The organism is Mucilaginibacter paludis DSM 18603 (assembly GCF_000166195.2).
Lineage (GTDB): Bacteria > Bacteroidota > Bacteroidia > Sphingobacteriales > Sphingobacteriaceae > Mucilaginibacter > Mucilaginibacter paludis.
Map to the genome: position 1 here is coordinate 797,364 of NZ_CM001403.1, position 15,910 is coordinate 813,273.

Genomic DNA, 15,910 nt, shown 5'->3' on the forward strand with positions numbered 1-15,910 from the left:
CATTTGAATTTTATGCAGATACTTTGTTTTGCATAAATGTAAAGGCGTATAAAGCCTTATCAGTCTGCCTATTCGTTAAACGGGCAAAAAGTATCGTTAAATTAGGTACGCTAAAGCCAGCCGCGAGGTTAGCGGCTTCAGGACAAATGAATGGCCGGGTAATCCGTTAAAATAATTGCAGTATACCGAGATCTTTCAGTTGGATGGACTGGTGTAATTGTATTTTTATGATCTGAGCCACTTTTTTAAAACACGGGTAAGTGTTGGCATCACTACCCAGGTCAATATGCCTACCATACATGCAGCGATGATCAGCAGCCTAACCAATAAAGGAAAATCTTTTATCAAAGGGCTTACGGCTAAATTAAGGAAGATGCTTGTTGGAAACACCCCACAAAGTGTAACCAGCGCCATTTTCCAGCGCGGCGGTGCCGCAGCAGACCTAAACCATGCCTCAAGGCCATTTAGTTCCCGGTAAACGGGTTGCTCTGTAATGGTGGACGCATATTCTTCCCACTTTTTAAAATGTTCGGACTGGTAGAATGCATCCCGTTCAGCCTTATTTTTGAAGGTTCGCAATATGCCTATTTCACGGTCATCATCACCTTCCGGTCCGGAAATAATGCTGGCGCCATGCACGCCGTCGTGCCGGAATGATTCGCCCATAAACCGGTGCAGCGCATCTTTAAATTCCTGCTCCTTACCCGGCAATACTTTACGCGTGATGGCAACGTGAATTGGCATTTACTTTATCGTTTGATCAAATATATAAAATGTAAGGGATAGTCAATCCAAATTTGGAACCTTCACCCGCCCTGCTTTTGGCCCATACCGGGCTGCCATGCGCGTCAGCGAAGATATCTGCATCCCTGCAACAATAACGATACTCCCTGTTTTGCTAAACAGCTTATAACTTGTTTTCAACGACACTATTGCCTCATTCAACGAAAATGATCATCAATATTTTAATGGCAGCAGTAATTTGGTGGTATAATTAACCAAACACAACGCCATGAAAACATTAGCATTGCCGCCTTACAACTCCTTTACGCACAAAAAAAACAAGCGTCCTGAAAAAAAGGTTCAACCTGTTTTAGCAGTTAAACAAAAAATAGTTTCAAAGTCAAAATCAGCCGTCCGTTGGTTTAACGCCGAGGCGCCCGAGAACCTGTCTGTCAAAGAATCGGTAATCCGGGCTGCATTTGTGATAACATTGCCCATGTTATCGGCTATCGACTGGACGTATGGTACACATCTTTTATATTTTATAGCGCCCGCTATTTTTTATCTTGAGGTAACAGCCTTTACCATGAACTGCCCCATAAAGGCGCTTTTTAGCCACGATAGCCATCCACCCCGATTTGAGTAATCAAGCGAAAGCTCAGTTAATTAATACAATCCCAAAAAATATCAGCCGCCTGTTATCAGCAAAATACAGGTTTTAAACTTAAAATATCATGTCCAAAACAATAGCAGCAAAATTAGTCGAAATATTAGAGCATGCCGGGGTAACACACATACATGGCGTAGTGGGCGATTCCCTCAACGGAATTACCGATGAACTGCGTAAATCAGGAAAAATAAAATGGATCCATTACCGCCATGAGGAGGCAGCCGCTTTTGCCGCCGGTGCCGAGGCGCAGTTAACCGGCAAACTGGCAGTTTGCGCGGGTAGTTGCGGCCCTGGTAATATGCACCTGATCAACGGGTTGTATGACGCGCATCGCAGCAACGCGCCGGTGCTGGCCATTGCGGCCCAGGTACCCAGCGAGCAAATTGGCACCAGCTACTTCCAGGAAACCCGGCCTGAAGCTTTATTCCGCGAATGCAGCTATTATTGCGAAACTATTGCTTCCGCTAAACAAATGCCGAGGGTATTGCAGATCGCTATTCAAACAGCCATTAGCCTCAAGGGGGTATCGGTAGTGAGCTTATCCGGTGATGTGGCCATGCAGGCAATTGACAATGATGAACTGGAGCATCCGTTATTTTTGAACCGCCCGCTTACCCGTCCATCAGATACCGACCTTACGGAGTTAGCCACACTTATCAACCAGGCTGAAAAGATAACACTGCTGTGCGGTGCAGGCTGTGCCGGCGCGCATGATGAGTTAATTACACTGGCAGGGTTGCTTTCATCACCTACGGTACACGCGCTTCGCGGGAAAGAATATGTTCAATATGACAATCCTTTTGATGTAGGCATGACCGGGCTGATCGGAATGGCATCCGGCAATCATGCAGTAAAAAGCTGTGATCTGCTGCTGATGCTGGGTACCGATTTCCCATACAAGGAATGGTACCCCGATGGTGCAAAAATTGTTCAGATCGATATCAGGCCCGAACGTTTGGGCAGGCGCTGCAAACTGGACTTAGGGCTTGCAGGTGATATTGGTGAAACCATCAAAGCCTTGATACCATTGGTAAAAGCCAAAACCGATACCTCGTTCCTGGAAGACTGCCAGGCCCGGTATAAGCAAAACCGCATCAATCTGGATAAACGCGCCGCTGGTGAAACCGGGAAATTAATACATCCCGAATACCTCACTAAAGTTTTAAGCGACCAGGCGGAACCAGATGCCATATTTACTGCCGATGTAGGCACACCTACGGTTTGGGCGGCCAGGTATCTGGATATGAAAAAAGGCAGAAGGCTGATCGGATCATTTAACCATGGCTCTATGGCCAGCGCCATGCCCCAGGCTATTGGTGCCCAACTTGCTTTTCCTGAAAGGCAGGTGATCTCCCTATCCGGCGACGGCGGTTTTGCGATGATGATGGGCGATATCCTGACCATCTACCAGTATGATCTGCCGGTGAAACTGATTATTTATAACAATGGTTCGTTAGGCTTTGTAGCCATGGAGATGAAGGTAATAGGTATGCCGCCGTTTGGCACCGAACTTAAAAATCCGGATTTTGCAAGAATGGCGGAGGCCATTGGCATCATGGGTATACGCGTAGAAAATTCGGAAGATCTGCCAGCGGCGGTAGCAAAGGCTTTAGCGCACAAAGGGCCGGTTTTGATAGACGTGTTAACCAACCCAACAGAGCTGGCTATGCCGCCGCAGATCAATTTTGACGAAGCAAAGGGCTTTGGCATTTATATGTTAAGGCAAACGCTTTTAGGCGATGGCGCCGAGGTTTGGGATACCTTAAAAACAAATTTTTTAAAATAGACATGAAAGCAACTATCATCGGCGGATCTATAGGCGGGTTATTAACCGGCATAGCTTTGCAAAAATCCGGCTACCGGGTTGATATTTATGAACGCTCGGCATCGGCAATGCAAGGCCGGGGCGCCGGGCTGGTTGTACAGCCAGGATTAATGAATTACATGATACATCAAGGCATATCCAGCCATCAACTTTTCGGTGTTCCGGCAACGCAAAGGCAGATCCTGAACGACCGGGGATACCCAACTTACCGATATGAGAACGATACCTCTTTTACATCATGGAATTATCTTTGGCAGCAGCTGAAGGCCTACTTTCCGGAAGAAAATTATCATTATAACCATCAGTTGGCAGGTCTGCACCAAGCAGGCGATATTGTAAACGGAACTTTTATCGATGGCAGCCAAATTGAAACTGATTTGCTCATTGGCGCAGATGGATACAATTCGGTAGTGCGCAAACATCTTTTTCCGGATATAGCCCCCCTGTACGCTGGTTATGTTGCTTATCGCGGCCTTATCCCCGAAGACGAATTGACGGCAGAAGAAATTGACTTTTTTGCTGATAAGTTTACTTTATACCCCTACAGCAATTCTCATTTACTGGCTTATCTGGTGCCGGGCAATGATGGCGAACTGGGCAAAGGCCACCGACAATTAAACTGGGTTTGGTACCTCAACAAAACTGAGGCAGAGCTGAAAGAGTTAATGACAGATAAAAATGGTATTGAGCGGCAATACAGCATGCCCGCTACCTTCTTGCGTCAGGAAAACATCGCCGAATTAAGATCACGAGCACAAATTGAATTGCCTGAGATATTATCGGCCAGGGTACAACAAACCCAAAACCCATTTGTGCAGGTAATAGTTGATATGGCAGTACCCAAAATGTACGAGGGCCGGGTAGTGATACTTGGAGATGCAGCAGCATTAGTAAGGCCGCATACCGCGTCCGGAACGGCTAAAGCATACGAAGATGCCGCCGCTCTTGCTGCTTTATTGGCACAACATACCACTGTTGCAAGTGCTTTAAAGCAGTGGAATACCGTGCAGCTGCATTATGCCGCCGAACTGATTAGTTACGGAAGGAGATTGGCAAAGGGAAGCGGATTAGGACAAAATTTCATTCACAATAAATATTAATCATCATGGAAGATAACCAGGTTTTAAACCACATTAAAGCCCTAACAGCGCAAGAAGAAAAACTGTGGGGTACCGAGAATATAACAGACGATGACGTGCAGAAACTGCATCAAATTAAACTGGAGCTTGACCAGTATTGGGACTTACTGAATCAAAGAAGAGCTTTACGCGATGCTCATAAAAATCCGGATAAAGCCGCGATCCGCGATATCGACACTATTGAAAATTACAAAAATTAAAGCTAAAACCATGGCAACTCTCAATTTATTCAGCCCTTTGCAAATCAGGGATATGGTATTAAAAAACAGGATCGTGGTATCGCCTATGCAGCAATTCAGTGCTGTTAACGGCAAAGTGGGGCACTGGCATATCGTGCATTTAGGCAGCCGCGCCGTAGGTGGCGCAGGGCTTATCATTACCGAAAGCCTGGCCGTGAACAAAGAAGGACGCAGCACCCATTATGATGCAGGGTTATGGAACGACGCACAGATAGCAGGCTGGCGCACCATTAACAAATTCATCCATCAACAGGGGGCCAAAACCGCCGCCCAGATAGCGCATTTCGGCAGTAAAGGTAGCCGCTCGCATCCTAACGACGGCCTGCAGTACCTCACCCCCGAAAACGGCGGATGGTTAACCAAAAGCTCATCGGCTGTTGCGCCTTTTAATAATATGAGCCTGCCAAAGGAGCTTTCGGTGAAAGAAATTGTAAAAATTAAAAAGGACTTTGTTAACGCGGCCAAAAGAGCTGTGGCAGCGGGTTTTGATGCCATTGAGATACATGCCGGCCACGGTTATCTTTTTCACCAGTTTTATTCCAACATCATCAATCACCGTCTCGATGGGTATGGTGGTAGTTTTGAAAACCGTATCAGGTTATTGGTGGAGACTACAGAAGAGATCAGGGCGGTTATACCGCAAACTATGCCGCTCATGGTGCGTATTTCTGCGGTAGACTATCTGGATGACGACAAGGCCTGGAAAATAGAAGATAGCATTGTACTGGCCGGTATATTAAAACAAATTGGTGTCGACCTGATCACCGCTTCGGCGGGAGGTTTTGTATTTTTGGATAAATCAAGAGTATTCCCATCGTACCAGGTGCCTTTTGCCGAAAAGATCAAGGCCGAGACCGGTATCCTGACGGGAGCTGTGGGCGCCATTACAGAAGCTGCACAGGCTGACGAGATCATCGCATCCGGCAAAGCGGACCTGGCTATCATGGCACGCGAATTTTTAAGAGATCCGTATTTTCCGCTGCATGCCGCTAAAATATTGGGCGAAAATGTTGATATTCCATTTCAATACAAAAGGGCCTTTTAAACTATAATAGCAATGGAAAATACCAAAGCCGCATTAACCACGGTAAAAGTTTACGGAACGATGGAATCCAGCGCGGCCTATATTATCCGCGATTTTCTGAAACGTAGTGTGGTTACTTTTGACTGGATACCTGTACCCGATATCAATGCTTTGCAGCATCTTGTAAAAGGGCAGATACCCGGCTATGCCAATTTACCGGTGGTAGAGCTACCAGGCGGTAAATTGCTGTTTGATCCTTCCATCGAATTAATCGCCTTCAACCTTGGATGGATCAATAAACCAAAACATACCGAATACGATGTCTCGATCTTCGGCGGTGGCCCTGCTGGGCTTAGTGCCGCAGTTTATGCGGCATCGGAAGGTTTGCGCACTGTTTTGGTGGAGCGCGAAGCGATAGGCGGACAGGCGGGCACCAGTTCGCGGATCGAAAATTATCTGGGCTTTCCTGACGGGATAAGCGGAGCCGAACTGGCTGAACGCGCCCGGCAGCAAGCTGTAAAGTTTGGTGTGGAAATATTGCTGATGCGGAAAGGGGTAAACGCCAAATTTATTGATCATAAACTCCATGTGGACTTGGTTGACGGCAGTAAAATTATCGCCCGCGCCAATATTTCGGCAACAGGGGTTGAATACAGTCGGCTCAATCTGCCCGGAGAAAACAGCTACCTGGATAGGGGCATTTATTATGGTGCGGGCTCAAGTGAGGTTTTGCTTTGTACCAATGAGCATGTTTTTATTGTTGGGGGCGGTAACTCCGCCGGGCAAGCTGCACTTAATTTTTGCAAGCATGCCAAAAAGGTAACTATGGTTATCCGCCGCAGCGATCTTGCTTCTACGCTATCGTTTTATCTGCTTAACCGTATTCAAAACAAAAAAAACATTGAGGTTTTATATAATTCTAACCTAACCGCATTACATGGGGATGGCACCTTGAAGGAAATTACGATAACCGACACCTTAAAAAATACAACAGCAAATTATTCTACGCGTTTTGTATTTGTATGCATTGGCGGTAAGCCCAATACAGACTGGGCAAAGGATACAGCTATTGTGCGCGACGAAGCCGGCTACCTGGTAACCGGTACGGATTTATACGAACCATCCTTTAAAAGTAAATGGTCTAATTCTTTTACACCTGCTTTTTTAGAAACCAGTGTTCCGGGTTGTTTTGCCGCTGGCGATGTGAGGCATAATTCAATTAAACGGGTAGCCTCGGCCGTTGGCGAGGGGGCTATGGCCGTAACTTTTGTAAACCGGTATTTAACCAAAACCTATTAAAAAATGGAAACTCAAATTTGCAAACACCTTAAACTATTGGTAGTTAAGCCGGCCGACAAATATTATTGCGAAGAATGCGTCAAAACCGGCAGCTCATGGCTCCATCTGCGTGCATGCCAAACTTGCGGAACAGTTTTATGCTGCGATTCATCGCCTAACCAACATGCTTCTAAGCATGCTGCTCATACCCATCATCCTGTAGTTATATCTGCCGAGCCCGGCGAATATTGGGCTTACTGTTACCCGCACGATCAAATGATCGATATTGATCCTTATTAAAAAATCTGCCTGGCCTCTTCTACCGCGGCCAGGCAGATTTTTTTCACTTCGGCTATTACCGCAAACTGAACATGGTCTATACTTTTTGCTTCTTCAAGAGTTTCGAGCATATCGTTTAACAGGGATAGTAAACCCATAATGGCAACGCTTGTTTTCATGTTATGGGCTATGCTATTCAGTTCAGCCACGTCTTTCTTCTCAAAAGCAGTTTCAAGGTTATGAATATCAGCGGGCACACCGGCTATAAAATGCCCGGTAACTAATTGTTCGTAAGCCAAATTGCCTTTGCTGATATCTTTCATATAAGTAAGATCGATAAATTGATATGCCTGCGGGGCCGTAGAGGGTGTGGCTGCGGATACCGGTTCGATTTTTGGCCCAACAAATTTAACGATCATTTTAAAAAGATGTTCCTCGTTAATGGGCTTTGAAATATAGTCGTTCATGCCATTACTCAAACACTTTTCGCGCTCGCCGGCCATAGCGTGTGCCGTCATGGCAACTATGGGTGTATCCAGTTTAAGTTCTTCGCGTATATGGCGGGTGGCAGTATACCCGTCCATTTTTGGCATTTGTATGTCCATCAATACCAGGTCGAACGATTTTGCCTTGAGTTCCTCTAATGCTTCTAAACCGTTGGCCGCAATGGTAAAAGCGGCTCCCCATTGTATTAACAGGTGCTTCATCAGGCTTTGATTCATCGTGTTATCATCCACCACCAATATTTGCAACGATGGGTTAACCATTTCTTTCAACTCTTGCGCAGTTAATTGCGATTGAAGGATAATTTGCTCATTGGCAACGGTATATGGAATATAAAAAGCAAACTCCGATCCCTTGCCTGGTATGCTATGCACTTCTATATTACCGCCCTGTAGCTCAATCAGTGTTTTAACTATAGAAAGCCCAAGCCCCGTTCCGCCGTAATTACGGGTAATCGAATCTTCAGCCTGGTTAAACCGTTCAAAAATTTTGTCGAGCTTTTCATTACTGATACCGATGCCTGTATCCTTAACCTTTACACCCAGTTGGATATTGCTACCATCGGCCCATACCCTACTCACCAGAACTTCGATCATCCCACCATCACTAAATTTCAATGCATTGCCAATCAGGTTTACCAATATCTGGGTAAGGCGGGTAGCATCCCCTATCAAAGTATCGGGTACATTACTTGCAACGCTGCAATTTAACTGCAAACCCTTCTCATTAACCCTTTCTTTAAAAAGTGTTTCGATAGAGTGGATGAGGCCGCGCACACTAAACGGGGCTTTCACAATCCGCATCATCCCTGCTTCGATCTTCGACAGATCAAGAATATCGTTGATAATAGCCATCAGGTTTTCACCTGCTTTCTGGATAGATTCAATAAACTCCGCCGAATCGGGGTCTTTGTCGCGCCGTTGCAGTAAATTGGTAAAACCCAGTATGGAGTTTAGCGGCGTCCGGATCTCGTGGCTCATATTGGCCAGAAAATTCTCTTTAATCTGCAAAGCTTCGGTCAATCTTTTTTCTGAAGCATCCAGCTTTAAAATTAATTTATTTTGCTGCCGGAACTGGCCTAAGATGAACCAGCACAACACCCCGCCACTAATAAACATAACGCCAATTAACAAATTGCCATAAACACTGGCATGCCTGCTACCTGTAATGTTATCCCGACTCAAAGAAACCATTTTCTGCTGGCGGATATCGTATATTTTATGCGTGATAGAAGTAATTTCGTTCGAAATGATACGCGCATGCGGGTTGGCAATCAATGTGGTGTCATTCATATTGCCCAACCTGAGGTAACGTTGAATAAGCTCGTTTTTTATCCTGACCTTTTCTTCGGAGAGTTGCTTTAGCCTGCGGAGATACTTGATGGTAGTTTTTCCGGCCGCATCATTATCCATCGAGTCGAGATACAGCATGATAGCAGATACCTTTCCATCCACCCCCTCCAGGTGCGATGTATCGTTGGTTGCAATTGCCGCCCTGATCCGGCTTTCCACCCCTAATATATCGCGGTCAATTTCCCTGAGGTGGTTACTGGCTCTCAATTCCTGCATCAATTTTTCATTACCATGCAGCATGGTATCCATATTGGCAGAAAAGTTATACTGTATGATGAGCAATAGTACAGTAGCGGTGCCGAAAGCCACCAGCATAAAATAACCAAAACGTTTATTTGCCATTATCCGGGGTGTTGCGTTCATAGAACAATCGATAAAATTGGATAAAAGGACGTTTAATTGATTAGTTTATTCGTTAAAAGGGCATTAAAGATCGTTGAAGAGGCAAAAAGGACGGTTTGCTAAAAAATATTCATCCGGCTATTCAGCGATTTGCGGTAAGCATCAGCAATAGGTAAGAATTGCCCGTTAATCACTAATCCCCCTTCCTGCAATGTGTCTATCTTATCCATGGCGATGATATAGGAGCGGTGAACCCGGATGAAGTTAGCGGAGGGCAGTTTTTCCTCTGCTCCCTTTAGTGTGCCATGAATGGCATAAGTTTTTGCTTTGGTATAAAACTTAACATAATCGCCCATCGCTTCTGCGTATAAAATTTCGTCAAACCTGATGCGCCGGGTAATGCTCGAATCGCGTACAAAAATGAATTCGTCGGCCTTAACCTGCACATCCTCTTTTTTACTGTCGTTAATTTCCCTGGCTTTGCTTACCGCTTGCAGAAAACGGGCAGGTGTAACGGGTTTTACCAGGTAATCGGCAACGTTAAGCTCAAACGCCTCAACTGCGTATTCTTTTTTTGAGGTGGTAAATACAATGATGGTTCCTTTATTACGCAGGTTCCTGGTGAGCTCCAGGCCGCTCATTTCCGGCATTTCAATATCCAGAAATATCAGGTCGACTTCTTCGGCCTGTAAATGATTGTAGGCATCAATGGCATTACAATATTCGCAAATAACATTCAGGTCTTTAACCTGGCTTGCCAGTTGACTCAGGGTGGCTCGGGCTATGGGATTGTCGTCAATGATGAGGCAGGTCATAGTGTAATGTATATCGTATATGATTCGGTAGCGTAAATATCGGTTAAAAAAAATAGTCTTCCAATTTTGGCGTACCGGCATTAGCGGTTTTAAAACGCATTTAACGATTATAAGTGCCTGTTCAACGAATATACGCTGTAGATCGCATCACTCCTTCGCACCTTTAGGTCAGCAAATAACAAACACCAAATTTAATATTAGAGTTATGGAAAAGCCGCAGATCAGCTTCAAGTTTGAGCTTGAAAAACAAACACCGCGATTAGGGCCTGGCGGAATAACCCGGGGGGCATCAGTTCGTGAATTTCCTGTTTCAGTAGGTATAGCAGGTGTATCAATGCGTTTACAACCAGGGGGAATGCGGGAATTGCACTGGCACGCCAATGCTGCCGAATGGGCTTATGTGATTACAGGCAATGCCCGGACAACCATCATTCATCCTGATGGCAGTGCTTTTATTGATAATTTTGGCCCGGGTGATGTATGGTATTTCCCCAGGGGGTACGGCCATTCCATACAGGCAACAGGCGATAAGGAGTGTCACTTTATCTTAATCTTCGATAATGGCAACTTTTCTGAAGATCATACTTTTAGCATCACTGATTTTATAGCCAATACCCCGCCGGAAGTTGTTGCCCAAAACTTTGGCCTCACACTGGGCGAAGTAGAGCAACTTCCGCACAAAGAAGCTTATTTTGCATTGGGCCCTAATCCTGATGAAAGCAGTACAATTGCTTTTGCCAGAGCCGAACCGGCGTTAACCAGTTTGCATCGCTACCCTTTGGAAGCCCAGCAGCCAAGGCTGATTCCTGGTGGAGGCACACAAAGAGTGGCGTCTGTAAAAGAATTCCCCATCAGCACTTCAATAACGGGTTCTGTTATCGAGTTGCAACCCGGCGCACTACGCGAAATGCATTGGCACCCTAATGCCGACGAATGGCAATATTACCTGGCCGGCAAGGCAGAAATGACCGTGTTTTTAGCCGAAGCAACCGCAGTTACAGAGCAGTTTAACGCGGGCGATGTAGGTTACGTACCCATGGGCGCAGGCCACTATATTAAAAACACCGGCGACGAGGTTTGCCGGATACTGATCGGGTTCAATAGTGGCAACTATGAGGCCATCGATCTGAGCCAGTGGCTGGCAGGCAATCCGAAGGATGTTATAGCTACTAATTTAGGAATAGGGGAAGCAATAGTTGACAAGTTACCGCAACGTAAATTATTTGCCATTCCTCCAAAGTACTAAAAGCATATCCCAACGACAAAACATGCCTGTTCAACGAATGGCAAATCAACTTTTAATACCAACAGCATACTTTTACATCAACAAACAAAGCAATTAACATTATAAAAACACTTAAATTAAATATCATGAAAACCACAATCACTGAAGAAATTGAAATTGCAAATTACGCAACCGACCCACACATCGACCGCCAGGTTAAAGAATTTTTAAAAGTATTAAATAGTGGTGGTGCCCCCCTGGAAACTTTATCAAAAGAAGATGCAAGACAGGTTTTGATTGGCGCCCAGGCTTCCGTTAAAGTTGATCTGTCGGGTATTGAAGTTTCACAAAAAACGATCACTGCCGATGGTGAGGAAATCAGCCTGAACATTATTCGCCCTGAAGCGATAACCGAAGAGTTGCCGGTATTTATTTTTATACACGGCGGCGGTTGGATATTAGGCGATTTCCCGACACATGAGCGCCTGGTTCGCGACCTGGTTGTTGCATCTGGGGCGGTAGCTGTATTTGTAAATTACACGCCATCGCCAGAAGCGCAATACCCAATTGCTATTAACCAGATTTATGCGGCGACAAAATGGGTTGCCGAAAATGGAAAAGAGATTAATGTAGATGGTAACCGCCTGGCCGTTGTAGGTAATAGTGTAGGTGGAAATATGACTGCCGTTACCGCCCTACAGGCTAAAGCAAAAAACGGCCCCAAAATTAGTCTGCAGGTTATGATGTGGCCCGTAACCGATGCCAGGTTTGATTGGGAATCTTACAAACTTTTTGGAGAAGATCGTTTTTTAACTGCACCTTTGATGAAATGGATGTTTGACCAATATACTACCGATGCCGGCGAACGCGCGGAAATATGGGTATCGCCGCTAAACGCCACACCGGAAGAGTTAAAAGATCTTCCGCCGGCCTTGATCCAGGTTGCGGAAAACGATATCCTGAGAGACCAGGGCGAAGCTTACGGCCGTAAATTGAATGAGGCTGGTGTAACCGTTACTACGGTACGTTATAATGGCATGATCCACGATTTTGGCTTGCTAAATGCGCTGGCAAACGTGCCTTCGGTTAAATCGCTCATTGTGCAGGCTGCTGCCGAATTAAAGAAATATCTATTTATATAATCCATAAAAAAACAATATCATGAAACCTAACATTGGCATCAACGAAGCAGACAGGAAAGCTGTTTCAGATCAATTAAGTAAATTATTGGCAGACGAATTTGTGCTGTACACCAAAACCCGTAATGCACACTGGAATATTGAAGGCCCCGACTTTCACTCCATGCACATATTTTTTGAAGAACAGTATGGCCAACTGGACGAACTAATGGATAGCGTTGCAGAACGTATCCGTAAAATAGGTCACTATGCACCAGCTACTTTAGCGCAGTTTTTGCAATTGACCCACTTAACCGAAAAAAGCGATAGCAAGAACGACAGCCAGGGCTTTTTGAAAGAATTACTGGAAGACCACGAAAGCATCATTGAATTCATCCGCGGAAACATTAATCCATTTGCTACCGAATATAATGATGCCGGTACAAGTGATTTTATCACCGGGCTGATGGAAACGCACGAAGGCATGGCCTGGATGCTCAGGTCGCATTTCAGGTAAAAAAATACGCCGACTCCATTGTGGGTCGGCGTATTTTTTTTAACTAACAGGCATTTTCATCACATACGCATTGTATTCGTAGTCAGTGATAAAAAAATCGTCGCTCCCTCTCCCCTACGCTTCCCATATCAATCACTACTCAGTGTAAGCCATTGTCCGGGCCTGGTTTTAACAACAATTTCTCCGGAAACGATCTTTCCGTCTTTGCCTGACACCTTGATCGTTACCTTGTTCCCCCATGGGGATATTAGGTGCAGGTCATTGCCTTTTTCACTGTATATGCGTACCTGGGTTACCTTACCGTTGATTTTTGCAGCGCTAACGAGGAATGCGCCCGCCGCTCTGAGATTTTCAAACCTCCCGTTATGATTGGAAGGCCAGTTCGGAAAAAGCCGGATAGTGCCATTATAGCTTTGCATCAGGCACTCGTTAATCACGGCCGGTAGCGCAAAGTTCTCAAACCAAATTCCCATTTTCTTCATATATGCGTAGTCGCTTAGGTCGTTATAGCGGCCATGGGTTTGCATAACCATATCGGCAGCGCTTCCGTTGGGCAGCAAACAGTATTTAATCTGCCGTTTAAACTCGTCCATGTCCAGCATGCCGATCCTTGCCGCTTGCAGGTTGGCGAAAACAAGGTCGTTGCCGCCTTCGTTCTGCTGGTTGAGGTAGGTGTTTTTTAAAAGTTCCAGCGTCTTTTTATCCGAGTGCAAGCCATAGTCCTCGCCTGGGAAAGCGGCGAACAGGGCGTCGGGCACATTATAAACCGTTCCGGCACTTTCACCGGGTACGGCCACCAGTATATCGGCTCCTGATTCGGTTTTTGCTGTCGGATATTCGGGGAAATGGCTCAAAATATCACCGATGTCGGTCAGTAAAGCCTTGTTCTGCATACGCGTTCCCAGTATTGTGGCGGCGAGGTCAAAAGCTTTAAATATAAATTTAATTAGCGTCAGGTCTACGCCGCAGTCGTAATTGTATTTAAAACCAGGCCGCAAGGCATATAACTCCGGTGCAACAGTTGGAAACACGTGATATTTATCATCCTTCCACCGGTCTCCGCCATACGCATCCGCCCGTTTCATATAAGCGGCGAGAAACTGGCATGCCGCTTTAATAGGCTCATAAGCTTTGTTCTTTAAAAAAGCTTTGTCAGCTGAATATAGGTAATGCCACCATAAACCCTGAACAGCCCAGGGCGTTTCGCTAACTTCCCAGCCCCAGTCGGGCACCGGGTACGGGTTGATGCTCATTGAAACCGGGTAGGCAGAATGCGGGAAATAGGCCCCCGGCAGCTTATAATATTCTTTTGCCCACTTGGTACTAACGGGAAGAAGAGAGTTGATGAGATCAACATAGGGTATATTTTTTTCGAGATGATTACTGCTGAAGGTAACCCAAAAAGGCTGCTGAACATTGTAATTCATGTGGTAGTCGCCGTGCCAGGCCGTACCGATGTTATTATAACTCCAGTTGGCAAAAAGGCCCGGGCAGGTAACGCCCGGCTTTGCGGTGCAGTTTAAAAAGTAAAGATTGCGGTACCATATCTCTTCCAGAAACTGATCATCCAGCATGACTGCCGATTTAGACCAGTAAGCCATCCATATCTGTTCGTTTTGTTTAAACACGTCGGCAAACAGCTTTGCTCCGGGGGCGATAGTCTGGGGAATTTCCTGCGGTATAACGGATGCAAGCCCTTCCTCCAGGCTCACCACTACATCAAATGATTGCTGCGCTGAAAGTGCGCCTTCCAGCACGGCCATGTTTTCCGTTCTGCCGTTCCAATTCATACGGGTCTTTTTAACAAAATTGCCATTGAGGGCAAGTGTCAGCCGGAACGCTTTATCCGCGGAATTTGCTGTGCTATGCTTATCAGGTTCGTCGAAAGGCAGCGTTTGACGGAAAGAGAGTTTGCCACCCTTCAGATCCTCCTGCGCGCTGAACGCCGGGATGTCTGCGGGGGTGGAAGGATCAGGCATCACTTTGATCCGTTCGAAGATATTGGCTGCCGGGCTGCCGTCTTCGTTAACCAGGTGCATCAGCAGTCTGTCCGTATTCATATCGGTAAATATTTTCAGGAACAGGCGCTTTTTGCCGGCTGTTAACAGGCTAACCGTGCATAAGCCATTAGAGATATCCAGCCGCTGCCCCAATACCTGTACCTTTCTGCGGTCAAAGCCTATTAGTACCGAACCGCAGGGGAATGGGCGCGGGTAAGGTTTGCGGTAATTGTCTCCCGCCATCTGGTTGTACTCACGGTACCAGGCATCGTCGCTCAGGTCGCCGTAGTCAGCCGGTATTTTCTTAACCTTTTCAAACACCTGTTCAAAGGTTCCCAGTTCCTCCCGGTGATGTTCCGCAAGGCGGATATCCCAAACATTATTATGCCCGAAATACAGCACTATTGCATCAGGCCTGCTGGTTACATTTACGCCCATTGCACCATTGCCCAGAAGCGAGCCCTCAAAAAAATCCTGCGCGGGTTTGTCAGCTACGATTGGATGTTTAGAGGCGGCTGCAAATCCATCGATACTGCCCTTTTGCGCAGGTACCTTAACCTGCGCCTCAGCTACATTCAAGCAGAACAAAACAAAGGCGAATGTGCAGAATGTAAAATGCTGAAGTAATGGTTTTTTCATTTAAAATGTACCGTGATGTGTAGTAAAATAAGGTGCTGGAAAAATAAAATGCAGGTTTAAGCAACGGCCTAAGCATCCGTGCCGGGTGCATTTCGTTTTACGCCAGCTACCGGTTTATAATAAGTTAAAGGTACCCAACTGTAAATTTCCGGTTTTCCACAAAGGCAACCAAAAGTTGAACAAATCCGATATTTTAGATCTGGCATGGATTGATCCTTTTT

14 protein-coding genes are annotated in these 15,910 nt (G+C 45.9%); 10 read left to right on the forward strand and 4 right to left on the reverse strand.

Annotated features, from left to right (window positions below):
- Nucleotides 1-225: 225 nt before the first annotated feature.
- Nucleotides 226-744, reverse strand: coding sequence for an antibiotic biosynthesis monooxygenase (locus MUCPA_RS03475; RefSeq protein ID WP_008504470.1), 519 nt, complete (start codon nucleotides 742-744; stop codon nucleotides 226-228).
- 268 nt (nucleotides 745-1,012) lie between these two features.
- On the opposite strand from MUCPA_RS03475, the gene MUCPA_RS03480 reads away from it, so the two are divergent.
- The 7 genes from MUCPA_RS03480 (at nucleotide 1,013) to MUCPA_RS03510 (ending at nucleotide 7,198) form a co-directional block, all read left to right on the forward strand.
- Entirely contained in the window at nucleotides 1,013-1,369 is a 357-nt protein-coding gene (locus tag MUCPA_RS03480; RefSeq protein ID WP_008504471.1) for a hypothetical protein, read from the forward strand.
- An 88-nt stretch (nucleotides 1,370-1,457) separates the two neighbouring features.
- A complete protein-coding gene (poxB, locus tag MUCPA_RS03485; RefSeq protein WP_008504472.1) occupies nucleotides 1,458-3,179 on the forward strand; it encodes a ubiquinone-dependent pyruvate dehydrogenase in 1,722 nt (573 codons plus the stop codon).
- Between the two features lie 2 nt (nucleotides 3,180-3,181).
- Entirely contained in the window at nucleotides 3,182-4,318 is a 1,137-nt protein-coding gene (locus MUCPA_RS03490; RefSeq protein WP_008504473.1) for an FAD binding domain-containing protein, read from the forward strand.
- A 5-nt stretch (nucleotides 4,319-4,323) separates the two neighbouring features.
- Entirely contained in the window at nucleotides 4,324-4,557 is a 234-nt protein-coding gene (locus MUCPA_RS03495; protein WP_008504474.1) for a DUF2630 family protein, read from the forward strand.
- A gap of 10 nt (nucleotides 4,558-4,567) precedes the next feature.
- The gene (locus tag MUCPA_RS03500; protein ID WP_008504475.1) at nucleotides 4,568-5,641 is read left to right on the forward strand and encodes an NADH:flavin oxidoreductase/NADH oxidase; all 1,074 of its coding nucleotides are present in this window, start codon (nucleotides 4,568-4,570) and stop codon (nucleotides 5,639-5,641) included.
- Between the two features lie 12 nt (nucleotides 5,642-5,653).
- A complete protein-coding gene (locus MUCPA_RS03505) occupies nucleotides 5,654-6,919 on the forward strand; it encodes an NAD(P)/FAD-dependent oxidoreductase (protein ID WP_008504476.1) in 1,266 nt (421 codons plus the stop codon).
- 3 nt (nucleotides 6,920-6,922) lie between these two features.
- A complete protein-coding gene (locus MUCPA_RS03510) occupies nucleotides 6,923-7,198 on the forward strand; it encodes a UBP-type zinc finger domain-containing protein (RefSeq protein WP_008504477.1) in 276 nt (91 codons plus the stop codon).
- Here the strand turns inward: MUCPA_RS03510 and MUCPA_RS03515 are convergent.
- The gene (locus MUCPA_RS03515) at nucleotides 7,195-9,396 is read right to left on the reverse strand and encodes a response regulator (protein WP_008504478.1); all 2,202 of its coding nucleotides are present in this window, start codon (nucleotides 9,394-9,396) and stop codon (nucleotides 7,195-7,197) included. The genes MUCPA_RS03510 and MUCPA_RS03515 overlap by 4 nt on opposite strands.
- A 98-nt stretch (nucleotides 9,397-9,494) precedes the next feature.
- Nucleotides 9,495-10,190 (reverse strand): LytR/AlgR family response regulator transcription factor, encoded by a 696-nt coding sequence (locus MUCPA_RS03520; RefSeq protein WP_040627018.1) that lies wholly within the window; start codon nucleotides 10,188-10,190, stop codon nucleotides 9,495-9,497.
- 205 nt (nucleotides 10,191-10,395) lie between these two features.
- Between MUCPA_RS03520 and MUCPA_RS03525 the strand changes: the two genes are divergently transcribed.
- From MUCPA_RS03525 to MUCPA_RS03535, 3 genes are all read left to right on the forward strand, one after another.
- On the forward strand, nucleotides 10,396-11,436 hold the full coding sequence (locus MUCPA_RS03525; RefSeq protein ID WP_008504480.1) for a cupin domain-containing protein: 1,041 nt from the start codon (nucleotides 10,396-10,398) through the stop codon (nucleotides 11,434-11,436).
- Between the two features lie 125 nt (nucleotides 11,437-11,561).
- Nucleotides 11,562-12,557: an alpha/beta hydrolase gene (locus MUCPA_RS03530; protein ID WP_008504481.1), complete on the forward strand. Its 996-nt coding sequence runs from the start codon at nucleotides 11,562-11,564 to the stop codon at nucleotides 12,555-12,557.
- A 19-nt stretch (nucleotides 12,558-12,576) separates the two neighbouring features.
- The gene (locus tag MUCPA_RS03535; protein WP_008504482.1) at nucleotides 12,577-13,050 is read left to right on the forward strand and encodes a Dps family protein; all 474 of its coding nucleotides are present in this window, start codon (nucleotides 12,577-12,579) and stop codon (nucleotides 13,048-13,050) included.
- A gap of 128 nt (nucleotides 13,051-13,178) precedes the next feature.
- Here the strand turns inward: MUCPA_RS03535 and MUCPA_RS03540 are convergent, their stop codons facing one another.
- Nucleotides 13,179-15,689, reverse strand: a complete 2,511-nt coding sequence (locus tag MUCPA_RS03540; protein WP_008504483.1) for a glycosyl hydrolase family 95 catalytic domain-containing protein — start codon at nucleotides 15,687-15,689, stop codon at nucleotides 13,179-13,181.
- Nucleotides 15,690-15,910 lie beyond the last annotated feature (221 nt).

What these genes read in the sequence shown, in the direction of transcription:
- poxB (WP_008504472.1), top strand. Translation starts at nt 1,458, where the DNA reads ATGTCCAAAACAATAGCAGCAAAATTAGTCGAAATATTAGAGCATGCC.
- MUCPA_RS03490 (WP_008504473.1), top strand. Translation starts at nt 3,182, where the DNA reads ATGAAAGCAACTATCATCGGCGGATCTATAGGCGGGTTATTAACCGGC.
- MUCPA_RS03475 (WP_008504470.1), bottom strand. Translation starts at nt 744, where the DNA reads ATGCCAATTCACGTTGCCATCACGCGTAAAGTATTGCCGGGTAAGGAG.
- MUCPA_RS03500 (WP_008504475.1), top strand. Translation starts at nt 4,568, where the DNA reads ATGGCAACTCTCAATTTATTCAGCCCTTTGCAAATCAGGGATATGGTA.
- MUCPA_RS03510 (WP_008504477.1), top strand. Translation starts at nt 6,923, where the DNA reads ATGGAAACTCAAATTTGCAAACACCTTAAACTATTGGTAGTTAAGCCG.
- MUCPA_RS03530 (WP_008504481.1), top strand. Translation starts at nt 11,562, where the DNA reads ATGAAAACCACAATCACTGAAGAAATTGAAATTGCAAATTACGCAACC.
- MUCPA_RS03525 (WP_008504480.1), top strand. Translation starts at nt 10,396, where the DNA reads ATGGAAAAGCCGCAGATCAGCTTCAAGTTTGAGCTTGAAAAACAAACA.
- MUCPA_RS03505 (WP_008504476.1), top strand. Translation starts at nt 5,654, where the DNA reads ATGGAAAATACCAAAGCCGCATTAACCACGGTAAAAGTTTACGGAACG.
- MUCPA_RS03480 (WP_008504471.1), top strand. Translation starts at nt 1,013, where the DNA reads ATGAAAACATTAGCATTGCCGCCTTACAACTCCTTTACGCACAAAAAA.
- MUCPA_RS03515 (WP_008504478.1), bottom strand. Translation starts at nt 9,396, where the DNA reads ATGAACGCAACACCCCGGATAATGGCAAATAAACGTTTTGGTTATTTT.
- MUCPA_RS03495 (WP_008504474.1), top strand. Translation starts at nt 4,324, where the DNA reads ATGGAAGATAACCAGGTTTTAAACCACATTAAAGCCCTAACAGCGCAA.
- MUCPA_RS03535 (WP_008504482.1), top strand. Translation starts at nt 12,577, where the DNA reads ATGAAACCTAACATTGGCATCAACGAAGCAGACAGGAAAGCTGTTTCA.
- MUCPA_RS03520 (WP_040627018.1), bottom strand. Translation starts at nt 10,190, where the DNA reads ATGACCTGCCTCATCATTGACGACAATCCCATAGCCCGAGCCACCCTG.
- MUCPA_RS03540 (WP_008504483.1), bottom strand. Translation starts at nt 15,689, where the DNA reads ATGAAAAAACCATTACTTCAGCATTTTACATTCTGCACATTCGCCTTT.